Origin of the sequence: Streptomyces viridochromogenes DSM 40736 (assembly GCF_000158955.1) — a bacterium.
Taxonomy (GTDB): Bacteria; Actinomycetota; Actinomycetes; order Streptomycetales; family Streptomycetaceae; genus Streptomyces; species Streptomyces venetus.
The window spans coordinates 6,913,778-6,933,057 of record NZ_GG657757.1 but is presented as its reverse complement, the minus strand read 5'-3'; the positions used below and the strand labels follow the sequence as shown (position 1 = coordinate 6,933,057).

Annotated in this window: 17 protein-coding genes and 1 pseudogene; 11 read left to right on the top strand and 7 right to left on the bottom strand. The window is 72.5% G+C overall.

The genetic code is table 11. From position 1 onward, the window contains the following. Positions 1 to 573 precede the first annotated feature (573 nt). The 4 genes from SSQG_RS30365 (at position 574) to SSQG_RS30350 (ending at position 5,329) form a co-directional block, all read left to right on the top strand. The gene (locus tag SSQG_RS30365) at positions 574 to 1,155 is read left to right on the top strand and encodes a carbonic anhydrase (protein WP_003993764.1); all 582 of its coding nucleotides are present in this window, start codon (positions 574 to 576) and stop codon (positions 1,153 to 1,155) included. A gap of 8 nt (positions 1,156 to 1,163) precedes the next feature. Further along, positions 1,164 to 2,654, top strand: coding sequence for a SulP family inorganic anion transporter (locus SSQG_RS30360; protein WP_003993763.1), 1,491 nt, complete (start codon positions 1,164 to 1,166; stop codon positions 2,652 to 2,654). A gap of 356 nt (positions 2,655 to 3,010) precedes the next feature. Further along, on the top strand, positions 3,011 to 3,856 hold the full coding sequence (locus tag SSQG_RS30355; protein WP_003993762.1) for a slipin family protein: 846 nt from the start codon (positions 3,011 to 3,013) through the stop codon (positions 3,854 to 3,856). 90 nt (positions 3,857 to 3,946) lie between these two features. Further along, positions 3,947 to 5,329 carry a PhoX family protein gene (locus SSQG_RS30350; RefSeq protein WP_003993761.1) on the top strand — a complete coding sequence of 461 codons (1,383 nt, stop codon included), beginning with the start codon at positions 3,947 to 3,949 and terminating at the stop codon, positions 5,327 to 5,329. A 98-nt stretch (positions 5,330 to 5,427) separates the two neighbouring features. On the opposite strand, the gene SSQG_RS30345 is transcribed toward SSQG_RS30350, so the two are convergent. Together SSQG_RS30345 and SSQG_RS30340 are read right to left on the bottom strand one after the other, a co-directional pair. Continuing rightward, on the bottom strand, positions 5,428 to 5,913 hold the full coding sequence (locus SSQG_RS30345) for an SRPBCC family protein (RefSeq protein WP_003993760.1): 486 nt from the start codon (positions 5,911 to 5,913) through the stop codon (positions 5,428 to 5,430). After that, entirely contained in the window at positions 5,910 to 6,284 is a 375-nt protein-coding gene (locus SSQG_RS30340; protein WP_003993759.1) for an ArsR/SmtB family transcription factor, read from the bottom strand. Before SSQG_RS30340 ends, SSQG_RS30345 begins: the two co-directional genes overlap by 4 nt. A gap of 85 nt (positions 6,285 to 6,369) precedes the next feature. Here SSQG_RS30340 and SSQG_RS30335 point away from each other — a divergent pair, with 85 nt between their 5' ends. From SSQG_RS30335 to SSQG_RS30325, 3 genes are all read left to right on the top strand, one after another. After that, entirely contained in the window at positions 6,370 to 7,887 is a 1,518-nt protein-coding gene (locus SSQG_RS30335; protein ID WP_003993758.1) for an FAD-dependent oxidoreductase, read from the top strand. 62 nt (positions 7,888 to 7,949) lie between these two features. Then, positions 7,950 to 8,783: a polysaccharide deacetylase family protein gene (locus SSQG_RS30330; RefSeq protein ID WP_003993757.1), complete on the top strand. Its 834-nt coding sequence runs from the start codon at positions 7,950 to 7,952 to the stop codon at positions 8,781 to 8,783. A gap of 17 nt (positions 8,784 to 8,800) precedes the next feature. After that, on the top strand, positions 8,801 to 9,016 hold the full coding sequence (locus tag SSQG_RS30325; RefSeq protein ID WP_003993756.1) for a hypothetical protein: 216 nt from the start codon (positions 8,801 to 8,803) through the stop codon (positions 9,014 to 9,016). Here the strand turns inward: SSQG_RS30325 and SSQG_RS30320 are convergent. Both SSQG_RS30320 and SSQG_RS30315 read right to left on the bottom strand, forming a co-directional pair. Continuing rightward, positions 9,008 to 9,679, bottom strand: coding sequence for a hypothetical protein (locus SSQG_RS30320; protein ID WP_003993755.1), 672 nt, complete (start codon positions 9,677 to 9,679; stop codon positions 9,008 to 9,010). The two genes, SSQG_RS30325 and SSQG_RS30320, sit on opposite strands and share 9 nt — an antisense overlap. After that, positions 9,676 to 10,542, bottom strand: coding sequence for an ABC transporter ATP-binding protein (locus SSQG_RS30315; RefSeq protein WP_003993754.1), 867 nt, complete (start codon positions 10,540 to 10,542; stop codon positions 9,676 to 9,678). The genes SSQG_RS30320 and SSQG_RS30315 overlap by 4 nt, the downstream gene beginning before the upstream one ends. A 42-nt stretch (positions 10,543 to 10,584) precedes the next feature. On the opposite strand from SSQG_RS30315, the gene SSQG_RS30310 reads away from it, so the two are divergent. From SSQG_RS30310 to SSQG_RS30300, 3 genes are all read left to right on the top strand, one after another. Beyond that, positions 10,585 to 11,304, top strand: coding sequence for an aminoacyl-tRNA hydrolase (locus tag SSQG_RS30310; RefSeq protein ID WP_039933958.1), 720 nt, complete (start codon positions 10,585 to 10,587; stop codon positions 11,302 to 11,304). 159 nt (positions 11,305 to 11,463) lie between these two features. Beyond that, positions 11,464 to 11,913 carry a DUF7144 family membrane protein gene (locus SSQG_RS30305; protein WP_003993752.1) on the top strand — a complete coding sequence of 150 codons (450 nt, stop codon included), beginning with the start codon at positions 11,464 to 11,466 and terminating at the stop codon, positions 11,911 to 11,913. A 114-nt stretch (positions 11,914 to 12,027) separates the two neighbouring features. Next, positions 12,028 to 13,578 (top strand): DUF692 domain-containing protein, encoded by a 1,551-nt coding sequence (locus tag SSQG_RS30300; protein ID WP_003993751.1) that lies wholly within the window; start codon positions 12,028 to 12,030, stop codon positions 13,576 to 13,578. Positions 13,579 to 13,599: 21 nt separating this feature from the next. On the opposite strand, the gene SSQG_RS30295 is transcribed toward SSQG_RS30300, so the two are convergent. From SSQG_RS30295 to SSQG_RS30285, 3 genes are all read right to left on the bottom strand, one after another. Next, complete coding sequence (locus SSQG_RS30295; RefSeq protein WP_003993750.1) at positions 13,600 to 15,078, bottom strand: APC family permease; 1,479 nt, start codon at positions 15,076 to 15,078, stop codon at positions 13,600 to 13,602. Next, the gene (locus SSQG_RS30290) at positions 15,075 to 16,646 is read right to left on the bottom strand and encodes a GMC family oxidoreductase (protein ID WP_003993749.1); all 1,572 of its coding nucleotides are present in this window, start codon (positions 16,644 to 16,646) and stop codon (positions 15,075 to 15,077) included. The genes SSQG_RS30295 and SSQG_RS30290 overlap by 4 nt, the downstream gene beginning before the upstream one ends. A 61-nt stretch (positions 16,647 to 16,707) precedes the next feature. Further along, positions 16,708 to 18,174 (bottom strand): aldehyde dehydrogenase family protein, encoded by a 1,467-nt coding sequence (locus SSQG_RS30285; RefSeq protein ID WP_003993748.1) that lies wholly within the window; start codon positions 18,172 to 18,174, stop codon positions 16,708 to 16,710. Positions 18,175 to 18,444: 270 nt separating this feature from the next. Between SSQG_RS30285 and SSQG_RS30280 the strand changes: the two are divergent. Continuing rightward, positions 18,445 to 19,216: pseudogene (locus SSQG_RS30280) on the top strand (TIGR04222 domain-containing membrane protein). Positions 19,217 to 19,280 lie beyond the last annotated feature (64 nt).

Genomic DNA, 19,280 nt, shown 5'->3' with positions numbered 1-19,280 from the left:
TCTTGACCAGTCATTGACCAAGTGTTGGTCAGCGCTAGATGCGTGAGTCACCGGAAGGGGGGCGCATGTACCGAGGTACGACGGCACGGACCGTGGTGTCGATCCTCGCCGCAGTCCTGCTCGCCCTTCAGTTCTTCGCACCCACGGCATCCTTCGCATCCGCGCACACATCCCGTAAAGCCGAGGCCAAGGCTCAGCCCGGAACTGAACCCTCCGGCACCTTTTCGCGCCCCGGACTCAAGGCCTCCGGGAAAGCTCTGCGCGACGAGACGGTCACCTGCCGCGCCGAACACCACGGGGCCCGACCGGCCCCTTGCGGACCCGCGACCGGTTCCACCACACCGACCACGCGCCCTCGGCGCCCGAGCGGACACCGCTGCGGCACATCCCGCCGACAGCACCGGACCGGTCCGCACCCGGCGACGCGCACCAACGCACGTCGAGATCCTCGGCGTCGCACACACCGGCAGCGCTCCAGGTCTTCCGCTGCTGAGCAGCAAGAGCAGTTCAACCCCCACCTCTGTCATGCCCGTCCGACGCGCCCCCACGCGCGCCAGGAGGATCACCACACTCATGCAACCCCTCATCGACAACGCCCGCATGTTCGGACAGCGCCCTGAGGAGTTCGCCCGCCTCGCCGAGGGCCAGTCCCCCGACGTCCTGTTCATCACCTGCTCCGACTCCAGGGTCGTACCGGCCCTGATCACGGGCGCCCGGCCCGGCGAGCTCTTCGAGCTGCGCACCGCGGGCAACGTCGTCCCCCCGTACGCTCTGGAGCACCCCACCTCCGAGGCGGCGACCATCGAGTACGCCGTGGAGGTGCTGGGCATCAAGGACATCGTGGTCTGCGGCCACTCGCACTGCGGCGCCGTCGGCGCGGTGGTGCGGGGCGACGACCTCGCCGCCGTACCGGCGGTGCGCGACTGGCTCGCGCACGCCGCCGATCAGCCCAAGTGCGAGGATCCGGCCGACCCGACGGTCGCCGAAGCCGTACAGAACCACGCCCTCACCCAGGTGCTGCGCCTGCGGTCGTACCCGTGCATCGAACGCCGGCTGTCCGAAGGCCGACTCGGGCTGCGCGCCTGGTACTACGAGGTGCACACCGGCATCGTGCGGGAACACCGCGCGGACACCGACTCCTTCGAGACCCTGTGAGGGAGACCATGACCAAGTTCCCTTATCTGAAGCAGGACTTCCTGGCCTCGATCGTCGTCTTCCTGGTGGCGGTGCCGCTGTGTGTCGGTGTGGCGGTCGCCTCCGGGGTTCCCGCGGAGCTCGGCCTCATCACCGGCATCGTGGGCGGGCTCGTCACCGGCCTGATGCGCGGCAGCAGCCTTCAGGTGTCCGGGCCCGCCGCCGGCCTCACCGTGCTGGTCTTCGAGGCCGTCAGCGAGTTCGGAGTGGCCACGCTCGGCGTGATCGTGCTGCTCGCCGGGCTGCTCCAGCTCGCCATGGGCTTCCTCGGGATAGGTCGCTGGTTCCGGGCGATATCCGTCTCCGTCGTCGAGGGCATGCTCTGCGGCATCGGACTGGTGATCATCGCCGGCCAGATCTACGCGGCGGCGGGCCTGAAGGCCCCGGAGTCCGGGCTCGGCAAGATCGCGGGCCTGCCCGGGGCGTTCACGGACGCGCTCGGCAGCACCAGCGCCCTGGCCTCCCTCGCGATCGGCGCGGGCACCATCGCCGTCATCGTGCTGTGGAAGAAGCTGCCGAAGGCGGTTCAGACCGTGCCCGGCGCCCTCGCGGCGGTCGTCCTGGCCACGGTGGCCACGCTCGCCTTCAGCCTGCCGGTCGCCACCGTTCAGGTCGAGGGTCTGCTCGGTGTCATCCAGCCGCCCGGGGCCGAGGCCTTCGGCGAGCTGGCGAGCCCGGCCATCTGGGGCACCGTCATCGCCTTCGCGCTGATCGCCTCCGCGGAGAGCCTGTTCAGTGCGGCGGCCGTGGACCGGCTGCACGACGGTCCGCGCACCGAGTACAACAAGGAGATGATCGCCCAGGGCGCGGGCAACACCCTGTGCGGTCTGCTCGGCGCGCTGCCGATGACCGCGGTCATCGTGCGCAGCTCCGCCAACGTCAACGCGGGCGCCAAGACCAAGGCATCCCGGGTGCTGCACGGCGTGTGGCTGCTGCTGTTCGCCGCCGCGATGCCGTGGGCCCTGGCCCTGATCCCGGTTCCCGCCCTGGCCGGCATCCTGGTGCACGCCGGCTGGAAGCTGATCCCGTTCCGTCAGATCATCGCCCTGTGGCGGGCTCACAAGGGTGAGGCGCTGATCCTCGTCGTCACCGCCGTGTCGATCGTCGCGGTGAACATGTTCGAGGGCGTGCTCATCGGTCTGGCCCTGTCGGTCGTGAAGACCGCCTGGGAGGCCTCGCACGTCAGGCTCGAGATCATCGACAAGGGCGCGGGCCCGATCCAGGCGTACCTGTCCGGCAACGCCACGTTCCTGCGGCTGCCGAAGATCCTGGACAGCCTGGAGAGCCTGCCGCAGGACCGTCCGGTCGAGCTCGACCTGAAGGGCCTGCACCACCTCGACCACGCCTGCCGCACGGCCCTGGAGAGCTGGGCCGAGCGGCACAGCGCGACGGGCACCGAGCCGGTGAAGGTGACGGAACCCGAGCAGTCGGTGGAGGCGGAGAAGGTCACGGCCTCCTAGGGCCTGTCGTTTGGATCAGGTCGGCCGAGAGCGACTGCGCCTCTCGGCCGACCCGAGCGGGGCGTGGTGCGTGCAGATGCAAGGCGGAGGAGGGCGGCGACGCGGAGCGTCGACAACCGACGACAACGCGGCAGATGCGCGTGCCACGCCCCGCGACGCCGGCATGATCCAAACGACAGGCCCTAGCGGCCCGGCCGGAACACCGGATCCCCTGGTCCGGGGCGCGCAGCACCTGCGCGCCCCGGACCTTCGTCTGTCGGGAGCCGTTCCGGTCCCGCAGGCATGGCCCCGATCCCGATTCCAGGCATATCGTTACAGCAACAGACGAAACGGGACCTCTGAACGGGGAGGTCGTCATGCTCCAAGAGGTGGTCGCGGCGGTACTGGCCGCCGGAGCCGCGGGTCTGGTCTATCTGGGCGCGGCGGCACGAGTCGTCAAGCAGTACGAGCGCGGGGTCGTCTTCCGGCTCGGCCGGCTGCACAGTGAGGTACGCCGGCCCGGGTTCACCATGATCGTCCCCGCGGTGGACCGGATGCGCAAGGTCAACATGCAGATCGTCACGATGCCGGTGCCCGCCCAGGAGGGCATCACCCGCGACAACGTGACCGTGCGGGTCGACGCGGTCGTGTACTTCAAGGTCGTGGACCCGGGCGCCGCGGTGGTCAACGTCGAGGACTACCGCTTCGCCGTCTCCCAGATGGCGCAGACGTCGCTGCGTTCGATCATCGGCAAGAGCGAGCTGGACGACCTCCTGTCCAACCGGGAAAAGCTCAACCAGGGGCTGGAGCTGATGATCGACAGCCCGGCCGTGGAGTGGGGCGTGACCATCGACCGCGTCGAGATCAAGGACGTGTCCCTGCCCGACACGATGAAGCGTTCCATGGCCCGCCAGGCCGAGGCCGATCGCGAGCGGCGCGCGCGTCTGATCAACGCCGACGCCGAGTACCAGGCCTCGAAGAAACTGGCCCAGGCCGCCCACCAGATGGCGGACACGCCCTCGGCGCTCCAGCTCCGGCTGCTGCAGACCGTGATGGCCGTGGCGGCGGAGAAGAACTCCACGCTGGTGCTGCCCATCCCGGTGGAGCTCCTGCGGTTCCTGGAGCGGGGCCGTGAGGAGGACCGGCCGCCACCGGCGGAGGACGCCCCGGTGGACAAGGAGGAAAGGGCCATGGAGGAACTGCGGCGCGCGGTCGAGCAGTGACGCGCGCTACGCGCGTGGTTCCCGCGACCGGCACCAGGTGATAGACACAGCGGGATCACTGTTCCTGTCCGCCAGCAGGAAGGTTTCCCCATGACCACATCCGGTCGTATCGCCACACGACGTCAGGTGCTCGCCGGGACGGGTGCCGTGGGCGCCGGGATCGCGTTCTCCGGCGCCCTGTCAGAGCTCTTCGCCGGCACGGCCGCGGCTCAGCCTCTCGGCCACGAGGGCTACGGCCCGCTCGTCCCCGACCCGAAGGGCCTGCTCGATCTGCCGAAGGGGTTCCGCTACCGGGTCCTGTCCCGGCAGGGCGACGAACTCCGGTCGGGTGAGGGCAAGGTCCCCTCCAACCACGACGGCATGTCGGCCTTCGGCGGCCGGGCCGGCCGTGTCCACCTGGTCCGCAACCACGAGAACCGCGCCGACGGCAAGATCCCGGTCCCGACCGTCGAGGGCCTCACCTACGACCCGGCCGGCAAGGGCGGCTGTACGGCGCTGACGCTGGACTCCGGCAACCGCGTGCTGTCCGAGCGCGTCGCGATCGCCGGCACGGCCGTGAACTGCGCGGGCGGGCCCACGCCCTGGGGCACCTGGCTGACCTGCGAGGAGACCGAGGACAAGGCCGGCACCAACGGTTACACCAAGGACCACGGCTTCATCTTCGAGGTCGACCCGGTCGACCCGCACCGCACCGGAGCCGTACCGCTGACCGCGATGGGCCGCTTCCAGCACGAGGCGATCGCCGTCGACCCCCGGCGGGGCGTGGTGTACGAGACGGAGGACGCCTTCGAGAAGCCGTTCGGCCTCTTCTACCGCTTCCTGCCCGAGAGGCCGCTGGGCGGCAGGGGTTCGCTGCGCGCGGGCGGCCGGCTGCAGGCCATGCGGGTGCCCGGGGTGCCGGACCTGTCCACGATCCAGGACATCGGCGCCGAGTTCGACCGCGTCGAGTGGGTGGACGTACCGGATCCGCTGGCCGCGGGGACGCCCATCCGGTTCCAGGACTTCGGCCGCGGGGGCATCACGCACGCGCAGAAGCTGGAGGGCTGCTACTGGGGCGGCCGGTCGGTGTACTTCGTGTCGTCCTTCGCGCACCGGTCGGCGGGTTCGGCGGCCGACCACTACGGGCAGGTCTGGCGCTACGACCCGGACCGCCGCAGGCTGACCCTGGTGATCGTGTTCGGCCCGGACACCGACCTCCAGCTGCCGGGTGAGTCGCCGGACAACATCTGCCTGGCTCCCAGCGGCGGCCTGATGGTCTGCGAGGACGGGGAGGGCGCCCAGCACGTGTTCGGTGTGACCCGGCGCGGCGAGGTGTACGCGATGGCCCGCGGCCGGCAGAACATCGGCACCCCGGAGGAGCCCGAGTGGGGTGAGTTCGCCGGTGTGACCTTCTCCCCCGACGGCGACACGATGTACGTCAACTGCTACAACCCCGGCACCACGTTCGCGGTGACGGGCCCTTGGCGCCGCTGACAACGGCGCGCCTCCGGCCGGGGCGGCGGGTGCGCGGCCCCGGCGCCTCGGCGCAGCCCTGAGGCGGCCCTGACGGCGGGCCCTGAGGCGGCCCGCCGTCAGGCGGCGAGCAGGGCGTCGATCTGGCCGACGGCCTGCTGCAGACCCTCCTCCATACCCATGGCGACCAGCTGTTCCATCTGCTCACGGGAGTCGAAGAGGGAGCGCATCTCCATACGGGTGCCGCCCTCGTGACCGGTGAGCCGCACCCGCACGGACATGGTCGGCATGTCGTCCTTGGGCTTGCCGTCGTCGTCGGCGAAGCCGTCGGTGAACTCCAGGGACGTCGGCGGGGTGACGGAGGAGATCCGCCACCAGCCGCGGTGCCGGTCGCCCTCCGGGCCGGTCATGAAGTAGGTGACCTCGCCGCCGGGGGTCAGGTCGTGCTCCTCCACGGTCGCCGGGTAGCTCGGCGGGCCCCACCAGCGCTCCAGCTGCCGGGGGTCGGCCCACAGCCGCCACACCCGCTCGACGGGGGCGGTGAAGTCGGCGATCAGGGTGAGGGTGAGGGTGTCGAGGTCCTTGTCGACGCTGGTGACGCTCATCGCTCGGGTCCTTCCGCGGTGTCGTTCTCTTCGGTCTCCGGGTCATCGGCGAGCAGCCGGGCCATCCGGTCCACGCGCCCGCGCCATGCCGACTCCAGCTCGTCGAGGGCCCGGCGTGCACGGCCCACCGCGTCGGGGTCGGTGCGCACGAGCTGCTCCCGTCCGCTGCGCTGCTTGGTGACGAGACCGGCCCGCTCCAGCACCGCGACGTGTTTCTGTACCGCCGCGAAGCTCATCGGATAGCCCTCGGCCAGCCGCGACACCGACAGTTCCCCGCGCACGCAGCGGCGCAGTATGTCCCGGCGCGTGGTGTCGGCCAGGGCGTGGAACAGCCGGTCCACCGTCTCGTCGCCCAAATCATCTACAACCATTTGGTTGTACGTTAGTCCTGCCGGCTCCCTCTGTAAAGCCGAACGGCGGACACTGAAGCGGACGGGCCGGGGTACTCGGTGGCCCATGAGCGAGAAGCAGCAGGTCAGCAGCTCGTACTGGCTCGACACGGCACCGGACGGCCACCACCCGGCGCTGACGGAGGACCTGGACGTCGACGTGGCGGTGATCGGCGCTGGTATCGCCGGACTGAGCACGGCGTGGGAACTCGCACGGGCCGGGCGGAGCGTGGCCGTGCTGGAGGCCGGGCGGGTCGCGGCCGGAGTCACCGGGCACACCACCGCCAAGGTCACCGCCCTGCACTCGCTCGTCTACGACAAGCTGCGGCGCACCCGCGGCCCCGAGGGCGCGCGGTTGTACGCGCGCTCCCAGTCCGAGGCGCTCGCCCACGCGGCGGCGATCGTCGAGGACCTGGGCATCGACTGCGAGTGGGAGACCCGGAGCGCCTACACGTACGCCCGCGACGCGGGCCGGGTGGAGGAACTGCGCGCCGAGGCACGGGCGGCCGCAGAGGCCGGGCTGCCCGCCTCGTTCGTGACGGAGACCGGGCTGCCCTTCCCGGTGGCGGGCGCGGTCCGGGTCACCGGGCAGGCGCAGTTCCACCCGCGCAAGTACCTGCTGGCCCTCGCCGCCGACCTGGCCGGACACGGCGGGCGGATCTACGAGGACACCACCGTCCTCTCCATGGACGAGGGCGAGCCGTGCCGGCTGTCGACCACGACCGGGGCGACGGTCCGGGCCCGGGACGTCGTCGTCGCGACGCACTACCCGATCTTCGACCGGGCCCTGCTGTTCGCCCGGCTGTCCCCGCGCCGTGAGCTGGTCGTCGCCGGGACGATCCCGGCGGACCAGGACCCGGACGGCATGTTCATCACGCCCGAGGAAGGCACCCGCTCGGTGCGCACCGCGCCCTCCGAGGGGGACCGGCGCCTGCTGGTGGTCACCGGCGAGCACTTCACGCCCGGCACCGGCGACCCGCGGAGCAGTTTCGAACGCCTCACCGCCTGGGCCCTCGACCACTTCCCCGACCTGGACGTCACCCACCGCTGGGCCACACAGGACAACGACCCGACGGACACCGTGCCGATGGTCGGCCCGCTGTACCCGGGTGCCCGGCACGCCTATGTGGCCACCGGCTTCGGCGGCTGGGGCATGACCGGCGGCATCATGGCGGGCCGTCTGCTCACCGCGCAGATCACGGGCGAGGAGTGCGCGTGGAGCGGGCTGTACGACCCTCGCCGGGTGCGTCCCGCCGTGCGTGAGGCGCCGTCGTTCCTCAAGACGCAGGCCAAGGTCGCCGGGCACTTCGTGGGCGACCGGCTGCGGCCGTCGCCGCCGGTGGAGTCCCTGCCGCCCGGCGAGGGTGCCGTGGTCCGCGCCGACGGTCACCGACTCGCGGTCTACCGGGACGACGACGGCGCTCTGCACGCCGTCTCCGCCCGCTGCACCCATCTGGGCTGCCTGGTCTCCTTCAACGGCGCCGAGCGCGCCTGGGAGTGCCCCTGCCACGGCTCCCGCTTCGGCACGGACGGCAAGGTGATCCAGGGACCGGCGACCAAGCCACTGGAGCAGCGGGACATCTGACGGCCGGGTGACACCCGCACGCGGCACGCATAACGGGCTGATCCCGCTCATATCTTCATACGGTGATCACCCTTCTCCGCCGTGCCACCGCGGTGTGCGCCCTCGGCGCCGCCCTCGCGGCCTGCGGCACCGCCGAGCCCCCGCGGGCCGCGTCCACACCGGCGTCCGCGCCCGCGTCCAGGCCCCCGACCCTCGCGCCCGGCCCCGCCGGCCTGACCCCCGTCTTCGCACACGGTTCCCGCACCCGCGGCAGGACCGTCGCGCTCACCTTCGACGCCGACATGACCGCCGGGCAGGGGGCGCGGGCGGCGGCCGGTGAGCGGTTCGACCATCCGCGGCTGATCTCGACGCTGCGCACACTGAAGGTGCCGGCCACCGTGTTCATGACCGGGCGGTGGGCCGAGGAATACCCGGACCAGGCCCGCTCCATCGGCCGGGACCCCCTCTTCGAGGTCGCCAACCACTCCTACAGCCACTACGCGTACACGCCGGACTGCTACGGCCTGCCGACCGTGCCCGGGACGCGGATGCGGTCGGACGTGGAGCGGGCGTACGCGGCCTTCCGGAGGGTCGGCGTACCCGAACCGATGCCCTACTTCCGCTTTCCCGGCGGCTGTTACGACCGGCGGGCGCTGAAGGCCCTGGCCCCGACCGGGGTGACCGCGGTGCAGTGGGACGTGGTCGGCGGCGACGCGTTCGAAACGGACCCGGACGTGGTCGTCCGGCAGGTGCTGGACGGGGTGCGCCCGGGGTCGGTGGTCGTGCTGCACTGCACCCGCAGTGCCGCCCCGGCGACCGAGCGGGCGGTGCGCGCGATCGTGCCCGGGCTGCGGCGCGAGGGCTTCCGGTTCGTGAAGGTGTCGGAGTTGATCGGGGCCGTGGGCGCGCGACCCTGACCGGCGACGCTGGAGGTATGAGCGAGGACGACTACTGCCTGATCGACGCGCCCAGGCCGCCCAGGGCGGAGGGACCGCCGTACGCGATGGGGGTCCCCCCGCTCGAGCGCAGTCGAGAGTGGGGGAGCGTGCTGTGCCGCGAGCCGACGGAATACCCGGAGTCGTACAAGGGCATCACGCTCTGCCCGGTCTGCGAGTGGCAGGAGGCCCAGCGCACCGCCTGCTCAGGGTGATCTGCGGGAGGCGAGCGCACCGGACAGGGCCAGCGCCGCGGCCGTCACCAGCGCCGCGGCCGCCAGGGGCAGCAGCGGCAGCGGCACGGTGCCCTTCTGTGAGCCGGTCACCAGGCCCTGCACCACCGCCTGCGCGGGTGAGCCGGTGGCCACGAGGGACAGCAGCGCCGCGAGCAGCAGGGCCAGCACGGCGCGGCCCGGCGACCGCAGCAGGGGCCGGCTGGTGAGAGCCCCAACGGCCGTGCCGAGCAGGGCGCAGGCCAGGGCGGCGAGCAGTCCGGCCCCGCAGGCGGGGCCGAGCGGCACCCGGGTGCGGTGGTCGGAGGCGACCGGATCGCTGAGCAGGGTGACGAGGAGGGTCGTGACCGTGCCGAGCGCCGCCGCGCCGGCCAGCGCCACCAGCAGGCAGGCCACCTGGGCACGCCCGGGCCCGACTGCCGCCGCCACACAGCCGCGCGCGGCATCCGGTTCGCCGGTGACGCAGATCCGCGCCAGCCACGCCGCGACGGGCAGCAGCGCGGCGGCGGAGTAGCCGAGCGAGTCGAGCACCGGCTGACCGGCCTGGATACTGATGGCGAGGAAGGCGGCGTACAGCAGGAACGGCGGCAGCCAGCGCTGGGAGCGCAGCAGCAGGGCGGCGTGATAGCGCAGCAGGGCGGTCACCGGCGGCTCCCGGTCGGGTCTTCCCGCTGGACCACGCTCGCCACGTGCCAGGGCGGGCGGGCCGTGAGCAGGGCGCGGAGCACGACGTCGGAGTGCGGGGCGGGGACAGTCAGGCGATAGCGGCCCGGTGCGGTCTCCTCGGCCGAGGAGACCGACGCGTGCACCTCCGCGGGCAGCCGCCCGTCCGGCGGACCCTGCGCGTCGACGATGACCTGTGGGCCGGACGGGACCGGCTCGGCGGACGCCCGCTCCACAAGGCTCCCGTCCCGCACGGCGTAGGTCGCGTCGGACAGGCCGGCGAGGCGGCGCGGATCGTGGTCGACGAACACCACGGAGCCGCCGGCCGCCGTGCGCTCCGCCACGGCCCGCTCCAACTCGGCGCGCGCCTCGGTGTCCAGACCGGTCCACGCCTCGTCCAGCACCAGCAGCTCCGGCTCGCCCAGCAGGGCCTGCGCGACCGCGACCTTCTGGCTGCTGCCCTTCGACAGCCGTGCCATGGGTGTATCGGCGTAGGCGGCGGCACCGAGGCGCTCCAGCCACTCGCCGGCGGCCCGGGCGGCGGCGGTGCGGGTCAGGCCGTGCACCCTGCCGAGGTGGGTGAGGTAACCGGCGGCGGTGAAGGGCAGGGCCGGCGGGAACCGTTCCGGGACGTACGCCGTGCGCGGGCGGCCGGTCATGCGGCCCTCGCTGGGGGCGTCGATGCCGGCGAGCAGCCGCAGGAGGGTGGACTTGCCGCTGCCGTTGCCGCCCTCGACGCGGATGAGCCGGCCCGGTGCCACCGTCAGGTCGACACCGCGTAACACCCAGGGGCCGCGCAGGCCGTAACGGCGGCCCGCGTTCTGAAGGCACAGGTCGGGTCGCATGCGGCCATCCTGCACGATCTCCCGGCTGGCACACTGGGATTCGTGAGCGAAGACCCGACGCCCGTGAGTGACAGCCCTTTCCGTTCCGAACCCTCGGCGCGCGATGCGGCACCGCAGTTCGTGCTGCCGCTGGTCGTGCGGATCGAGCGCACGGATCCGCCGGCGCGTACGGACGCGCTGGAGACGGCGGCGCGGGCCGTGCTGACGATCCTCGCTGACGAGCGGTCGGCCGGCGACGGCGAGTGGGCCCAGGCCATGCGCGACTGGCAGGACGCCAGGATCCGCAAGGTGGTGCGGCGGGCGCGCGGCGCCGAGTGGCGGCGGGCCGAGGCGCTGCCCGGCCTCACGGTCACCGGCAAGTCGGCTGAGGTGCGGGTCTTCCCGCCGGTCCCGCTGGACGGCTGGCCCAGGGACCTGGCCCGGCTCCAGGTCTCCGGCACCGACCTGGACGACCCGGAACCGCCGGTGGACGCGGACGCGACCGCCCCCGTGCTGTGGCTGAACCCCGACCTCGGCATGTCGGCCGGCAAGGCGATGGCCCAGGCCGGGCACGCCGCACAGCTGGCCTGGTGGGAGCTGTCCGACGAGGAGCGGGCCGCCTGGCACGACGGGGGCTTCCCGCTCGCCGTACGGACGGCCGACCGGGCCCGCTGGCCCGAACTGACGGGCAGCGGACTGCCGGTGGTGCGCGACGCGGGGTTCACGGAGATCGCGCCCGGCTCGTGCACGGTCGTCGCGGACCACCCGGCGCTGCGCCGGTAGCCCGTGCCGCGGCAGGCAACGTTTGCGCGACGGGGCGAACGTTGCCTGTCGGGGCACTAGATGCCCTTGCGGCCACTCGTTCGGAGCAGCCGCGGGCGCGCCGGACGCGGACGGGTGCTCCAGTGGGGTTACCGGACAACCCTCATTCAGGAGGCAGCCATGACCAGCGCCGCAAACTCTCCCTCCGGCGACGACCGGTCGCCCAGCGGTGCCGGCTACGACGGTACCGACGATTCCTCGACGCCCGGAGATCTCGCTCTGAGCGGCACCCTGATGATCGTCTACGGCCTCTTCGCCGTGTTCGAGGGCATCGTGGCGATCGCGAACGACGAGGTGTACACGAGCTTCGGCGACTACGTCTTCGAGTTCGACCTGACGGCCTGGGGCTGGATCCACCTGGTCATCGGCGTGCTCGCGGTGGCGGCCGGGTTCGGCCTGTTCACCGCTGAGCCCTGGGCGCGAATCGTGGCGGCGGTCGTGGTCGGGCTGGCGCTGATCGCGAACTTCATCTGGCTGCCGTACCAGCCGTTCTGGTCGATCATCATGATCGTGACGGGCCTGTTCGTCCTGTGGTCGGTGTTCAACTACCGCTCCTCCCGCACGGCGTAGCGCCGCCGAACCTCAAATGTTCCTCTGAAGGACGGCCCTGTGCGGTTCGGGGCCGGGCGGCTGGGCCATACCCCCCTCACGTTCGAGGATCGGGCCGTGCGGAGGAGGGGGACGATGGAGCGACTGGGGACGGGCATCGGGTGGCGACCGGAGATCGCGGACGCCGTGGAGCGCATGCCGGGGATCGACTGGGTCGAGACCGTGGCCGAGAACGTCTGCCCCGGGCACCTGCCCGAGTCGCTGCGGCGGCTGCGCGAGCGCGGCGTCACCGTGGTGCCGCACGGCGTCTCGCTCGGCCTCGGGGGCGCGGACCGGCCCGCCGAGAGCCGGCTGGTGGCGCTGGCCGAGCGGGTGGAGGCGCTGGGGTCGCCGCTGGTCACCGAGCACATCGCGTTCGTACGGGCGGGCGGCGCGCTGACCGCGTCCCCGCGTCTGGAGGCGGGCCATCTGCTGCCCGTCCCCCGGACCCGGGACGCCCTCGACGTGCTGTGCGAGAACGTGCGCATCGCGCAGGAGGCGCTGCCGGTGCCGCTGGCCGTGGAGAACATCGCCGCGCTGATCGCCTGGCCGGGCGAGGAGATGACGGAGGGCCAGTTCCTGTACGAGCTGGCCGACCGTACGGGCGTGCGGCTCCTGATCGACGTGGCCAATCTGCACACCAACCACGTCAACCGCGGCGAAGACCCCGTCAAGGCCCTCGCCGAGCTGCCCCTGGAGGCCATCGCCTACGTCCATGTGGCGGGCGGCTTCGAACGCGACGGCGTCTGGCACGACAGCCACGCCCACCCGGTCCCGCGCCCGGTCCTCGACATCCTGACGGACCTCGCGTCCCGGGTGTCCCCGCCGGGGGTGCTGCTGGAGCGCGACGAGAACTTCCCCGAGTCGGCGGAGCTGGAGGGGGAACTGGGCGCGATCCGCCGGGCGCTGGACGCGGGGGCCGTGGAGCGCGTGAAGACGGAGCTCCGCTCGGCGGGCGGCGCGGTCGTCGCCGCCCGGCGAGGGGAGACGGGGGCTGTCGATGCCGCGCTGACCGGTGACGTCGCCGAGGATGCGGCGCCGGGCGGGCGAGGAGAAGAGGCTGTCGGTGCCGCGCGGCACGAGGAGCTGCGGCCCGGAGCCGGGGCCGGGCTGCTCGGAGAGACCCGAGGCGTCGCGAGCGGGATGGTCGCTCGGGGCGGCGCCGGGCGGCCGGGCGGGGAGGTCGGGGCGACACGGGGCGCCTGCGGCCTTCCCCGGCCCGGTGACGGTGGAGCCGCTCGGCAGCGGCTCGGCCTCGCGCAGGCCGCGCTGCTGTCCGCGCTGGTCGCCAAAGCGCCCGTGCCCGAGGGGTTCGACCGGGCGCGGGTCGGCGTCCAGGCGCGGGCGCTCGCGGCCAAGCGGGCCGATGTCGTGGCCAAGGTCGCGCCCGAACTGCCGGTGATCCTCGGGGCGGAGTACCGCACGGCCTTCCTGGCCTACGCCCGGACCCAGCCCATGACCGACGGCTACCGACGCGACGCCCTCACCTTCGCCGAGCACCTGCTGACCGCGGGACGGCCGCAGGACACCGCGGCACGGCGGAAGCTGCGGGAGTGGTGGCTGGAGCGGTCCGGACCGGCACCGCGATCCCACCGTCCGGCCCACCGACTGGCCCGCGCCACACGCAGGGTGCTGCTGCGCCGCTAGGTCGTGTCCGCGGGCCGGTCGTCACGTCTTCGTCTGCCGTTCCTTCGGCACCGCGTCACCCGCCGGGGCGTCACCGCGGCCGTAGTGGTGCGTGGTGAACATGTAGAGCAGCCCGGTCCCCAGCACCACGGCACCGCTCAGCAGGACGATCCAGTTCTCCCACCAGGGCTTCTCCGGGGTGCGGGCCCAGCAGATGTTGACGATGGCGAAGATGCCGTAGGCCAGCGCCCCGACGTTCACCAGGAGTCCCCAGCGGCCCAGGGTGAACTCCCCTGCCGGACGCCAGCCCTTGAGCCGGGCGCGCAGCGCGGCCAGGACCACCATCTGGAACGAGGCGTAGATACCGAGGATCGCGAACGAGACGATGTTGGTGAGGGCGTCCTCGGAGGCCAGCGAGGCGAACGCGATGAGCATCGGCACCACCGCGGCCACCAGCAGCGCGTAGCCGGGCACCGCGCGGGCGTGGGAGAACCGCCGCAGCAGCCGGTGCCCGACGATCATCTCGTCGCGGGCGTAGGAGTAGATGAGCCGGCCGGCGGCGGCCTGGAGGCTGATCGTGCAGGACAGGAAGGAGATCAGCACCACGGCCATCACCGCCCGCGCCCCGCCCGTGCCCATGGCGTCGTACAGCACGGTCACCACCGGGTCGGCATCCTCGCCGGAGATGACCGCGTTGTAGTCCGTGACCGACAGCAGCAGCGACATGCAGGTGAACGTGGCCGCGGCGCCGCCGATGTAGATGGTGCGGCGCATCGCGCGGGGGATCACGCGGCCCGGGTGGGCGACCTCCTCGGCGGTGTCACCGCACGCCTCGAAGCCGTAGTACTGGTAGAAGCCGATGATGGCCGCCCCGAGGAACACCGGCAGGTAGGAGCCGTTGCCCTCGGTGCCGTAGGTGTCGAAGATGACGCCGATGTTGTGGTGGCGGTGCGTGGAGAGCAGGTAGATGCCGACGACGAGGGCGCCGATGAGCTCGCCGGTGAAACCGATGATGGCCGCCGCCGACAGTGCCTTGGTGCCGGCGTAGTTGATGAGGACGGCGATGGCGATGAGCACCGCGGTGCACAGCACGGTGGTGTGCACGGTGGGGTCGAAGCCGAAGAGGATGGCGATGTAGGGGCCGGCGCCGTAGGCGACGGCGGTGATGGTCACCAGCAGCGCCCACATGTAGATCCAGCCGGTCATCCACGCCCAGCGTTTGCCCCACAACCGCCGGGCCCAGGGGTAGACGCCGCCGGCGATGGGGTACTGCGCCACGATCTCGCCGAAGATCAGCGCGACGAGGAACTGGCCGCAGCCGGCGAGCACGAACGCCCAGATCATCGGCGGTCCGCCCTCGGCGAGCGCGGTGCCGAACAGGGTGTAGGTGCTGACCACCGGGGAGAGGTAGGTGAAGCCGAGGGCGAAGTTGGCCCAGGGGCCCATGTCCTTGCGGAACTCCGAGCCGGGCTCCCCTCCGGGGACGCCGGACGCCGGTTCGGGAGGCTGAGGACTCGTCACTGCCCGGCCTCCCGCCGGGAGGGGCCGGTACGGCCGGTGATCAGGTCGGCGGCGCGTTCGGCGGCGAGCAGCACGGTCACCATCGGGTTGATGGTGGGCATGGCCGGGAACACCGACGCGTCGACGATCCGTACGCCTTCGAAGCCGCGCAGCCGCAACTCGGGGTCGCACACGGCCATCGGGTCGTCCGGGGCGCCCATGCGGCAGGTGCCCGCCGGGTGGTAGACGGTGTGCGCGGCGCGGCGCCCGTACTCCGACAGGGCGGCGTCGGAGACGACGTCGGGGCCGGGGGCGACCTCGCGGACGAGCCAGTCGCGCAGCGGGCCGGTGGCGGCCACCTCGCGGGCGATCTTCAGACCGTCCACGATGGTGCGCTCGTCGTAGCCCTCCGGGTCGGTGAAGTACCGGAAGTCCAGGGCGGGGTGCTGGGCGGGGTCGGCGCTGCGCAGCCACATGCGGCCGGTGGAGCGGGCACGCGGCACGTTGGGCGTCATGGACACCCCGTGCGCGGGGACCGGGTAGCCGAGGCGTTCGGTGTTGACGGTGAACGGCAGCTGGTAGAAGTGGAACATCAGGTCCGGGCGGGGCTGCCCCTTGTCGCGGCGGAGGAACAGGCCCGCGTCGGAGTCCATCGCGGAGTTGGGCGGCAGCGGGCCCTCGGTCTCCCAGACGATCACGGACTCGGGGTGGTCCAGCAGGTTCTCGCCCACTCCGGGCAGGTCGGCCCGTACGTCGATGCCGAGGGCGCGCAGGTCGTCGGCCGGGCCGATGCCGGAGAGCATCAGCAGCCGCGGGGTGTCGATGGCACCGGCGCACAGCACCAGTTCGCGCTCGGCGCGTACGGTGGCGGACTCGCCGTCGGCCCCCCGGACGGCGACGCGGGTCAGCCGTCCCGAGTCGTCGGTGAGCAGCCGGTGCGCCCAGGTCTCCAGCAGGAGCGTGAGGTTGGGCCGGTCCAGCACCGGGTGCAGGTACGCGACGGAGGCGGAGGAGCGCAGGTTGCCCTCCGGCTGGTAGGCCAGCGAGAAGAAGCCGGTGCCGTCGGCGAAGGGCTCGGCGTTGAAGTCGTCGACGACGGGGACGCCGAGGGCGCGGGAGGCGGCGGTGACGAAGTCCTTGGCGATGGGGTTGCGGTCGGCCTCGGCCACCGGGACGATCTCGGTCTTCAGCCGGTCGCGGTAGGGGAGGATCGTCGCCGGGTCCCAGCCGGAGCAGCCCCGGTCCACCCAGTCGTCGAGGTCCTGCGGCAGCGGCAGGAAGCTGATCAGTGTGTTGTGCGAGGAACAGCCGCCGAGCACACGGGCCCGTGAGTGCAGGATGTGCGAGTTGCCACGCGGCTGCTCGACCGTGGTGTAGCCGTAGTCGAACTCGGAGCCGAGCAGGTTGATCCAGTTCCGCAGGCGCAGGATGCGCTCGTCGCCGACGTCGCTGGGGCCGCCCTCGATGACGCAGACGCGGCAGTCGGGGTCCTCGCTCAGCCGGGCGGCGAGCACGCAGCCGGCGGTGCCGCCGCCGACGATGACGTAGTCGTAGGCGGACTCGGCGCCGTGTGCGGAGGTGGGGGCCATGCGGTGCCCTGCTTTCTTTGTCGTTCGGTGCGCCACGGGCGGGCGGTGTGCTGCGGGAGGGTCAGCCCTTGAACCAGCCGGAGGGGGCGGGGGCCAGGTTCTGGTAGATGTGCTGGGCCTCCTGGTACTCCCGCAGCCCGGTGGGGCCCAGTTCGCGCCCGACGCCGGAGCGGCCGAAGCCGCCCCACTCGGCCTGTGGCACATAGGGGTGGAAGTCGTTGATCCACACGGTGCCGTGCCGCAGCCGCTGGGCGACGCGCTGGGCGCGGCTCGCGTCGGAGGTCCACACGCCGCCGGCCAGGCCGTAGCGGGTGTCGTTGGCCAGGCGCACCGCCTCGTCCTCGGTGTGGAAGCGCTCGACGGTGACCACCGGGCCGAAGATCTCCTCCTGGACGATCCGCATGGACCGGTCACAGTCGGCGAAGATCGTCGGCAGCAGGAAGAAGCCGCGGCTGAGGGCGGGGTCGTCGGGGCGGGTGCCGCCGGTGACGAGGCGGGCGCCCTCCTCCTGGCCGATGGCGATGTAGCGCTCGACCTTCTCGCGGTGTTCGGCGGAGCTGAGCGGTCCGCTCTCGGTGCCCTCGTCCAGGCCGTTGCCGAGCCGGATCGCCTGGGCGCGGCGGGCGTACGCCTCGACGAACCGGTCGTGCAGCGAGTCCTGGACCAGCAGGCGCGAGCCGGCCGAGCAGACCTGCCCGGAGTGCAGGAAGGCGGCGTCCAGCGCGTAGTCCACGGCGGCGTCGAAGTCGGCGTCGGCGAAGACGATGTTGGGGTTCTTGCCGCCCAGTTCCAGCGCGATGTTGCGCGGCCCCTCGGCGGCGCTGGCCATGATGGACCGTCCGGTGTTCAGGCCACCGGTGAAGGACACCAGGTCGACCTCGGGATGGCTGGTCAGGGCGGCGCCGACGGTCGCCCCGGAGCCCAGGACCAGGTTGGCGACGCCGGGCGGTGCGCCGGCCTCCTCGATGAGCCGGATCATGGCGATGGTGGTGAGCGGTGTGATCTCGCTCGGTTTGAGGACGAAGGTGTTGCCGGCGGCCAGGGCCGGGGCGACCTTCCAGGAGGCCTGGAGGAGCGGGTAGTTCCAGGGGGCGATGAGCGCGCAGACGCCGACCGGCTGGTAGACGACGCGGCTGAGGACGTCCGGGCCGACGTCCACGACCCGGCCGCCGTCCTTGTCGGCGAGTTCGGCGTAGTAGCGGAAGGCGTTCGCCACGTCCTCCACGTCGATACGCGCCTCGGCCAGCGTCTTTCCGGTGTCGAGCGTCTCGGTGCGGGCGATGTCCTCCTGGTCGCGCAGCAGCAGGTCGTGGACGCGCAGCAGCAGATCGGCCCGGCGGCGGGTGGGGGCCTGCGCCCAGTCCTCCTCCTGGAAAGCACGCCGGGCGGCGCGTACGGCGCGGTCCACGTCGGTGGTGTCGGCCTCGTCGACGGTGGTGACGACGGAGGCGTCGTACGGGTTGACCACCTCCCGCCTGCCGCCGGCCCCCGCCCGGGTCCACTCGCCGTCGATGTACAGCTCGCCCACCGCGGGGCCTCCTTCGCATCCGGCCGGTGCCGATCGGCTCGACGGTCAGCAAGATGGCCCATCGGGCGGTCGGCGGCCACGGGGCACACCGCCGCGAGGACGTCCGGGCGGTGCAGAGGACCCGGGTGGGCTAGTCGCCGGCCCCGCCCGTCGCGGACGGCGGTTGACGTAGGCCCCGCCATGAAGCGGAACGTCACATACCGACAACACTCCGTCCGGATCGTGAACGAGGCATGGTGTTTTCACGACCGTGTCACATACAAACAACATATGCTCTGGGTCCTTTTCCTGCTGGCGGCCTGGGCCGTGGCGGGCACGGCGTGCACGCGCCTGTGCCTGGCCGCCGTACGCGCCGCGGCCGTCGACGCGGACGCCGGCCGCTTCCGTGAACTGACCCTGTACGAGGCCGCGTTCCTCTCCGGCGGCCCCCGGCGGGTCGCGGACGTGACCCTCGTGGCCATGGCACGCCAGCGCCGTCTGCTGCTGGCCCACACCGGCTGGGCGACGGTCGTCGATCCGCTCGGGCGGGACGAGATGGAGCGGTCGGTCATAGGAGCCATCGGCCCCGAGGGACAGTGCCGGATCGCTCCGGTGCGGGCCACCGCCGCCACGGCGGACGCGGTGCGCGGGATCGCCGACCGGCTGGTGCGCGCGGGGCTCGCGGTGCCCGACGGCGCCCGTACGACGGTCGCGGTGGCCGTCCGTCAGGTGCGCGTGGCGGCCCTCGCCGTGTTCGGCCTGGGCGTGGCAGCGCTGCTGACGCCCGCTCCGCCGGACATGCCGCGTCATCTGGTCGCCCTGTGGTTCGCGCTGCCGCTGGCCCTGACGCTGAGCTGCCTCGCCATCGCCCGGGTCGAGGTCCACCCGTACTCGCGCTGGGCCTCCCCGGCCGGTCAGCGGCTGCTCGGCGCACTGACCCGGAACGCGGACGGCACCGCCGACGACCGTACGTTCCTCACGTCCGTGGCCGTGCGCGGCGTCCGCGCGATCGGCGAGCCGGGACCTGCGCGCCGCCTTCGCGCACCGCGAGGGACACGACTGACGGACCGGGGGCGCACAGGGGCATTGGGGGGCGACACCGGGGGCCGGTGCTTGCCTTCCCCGAC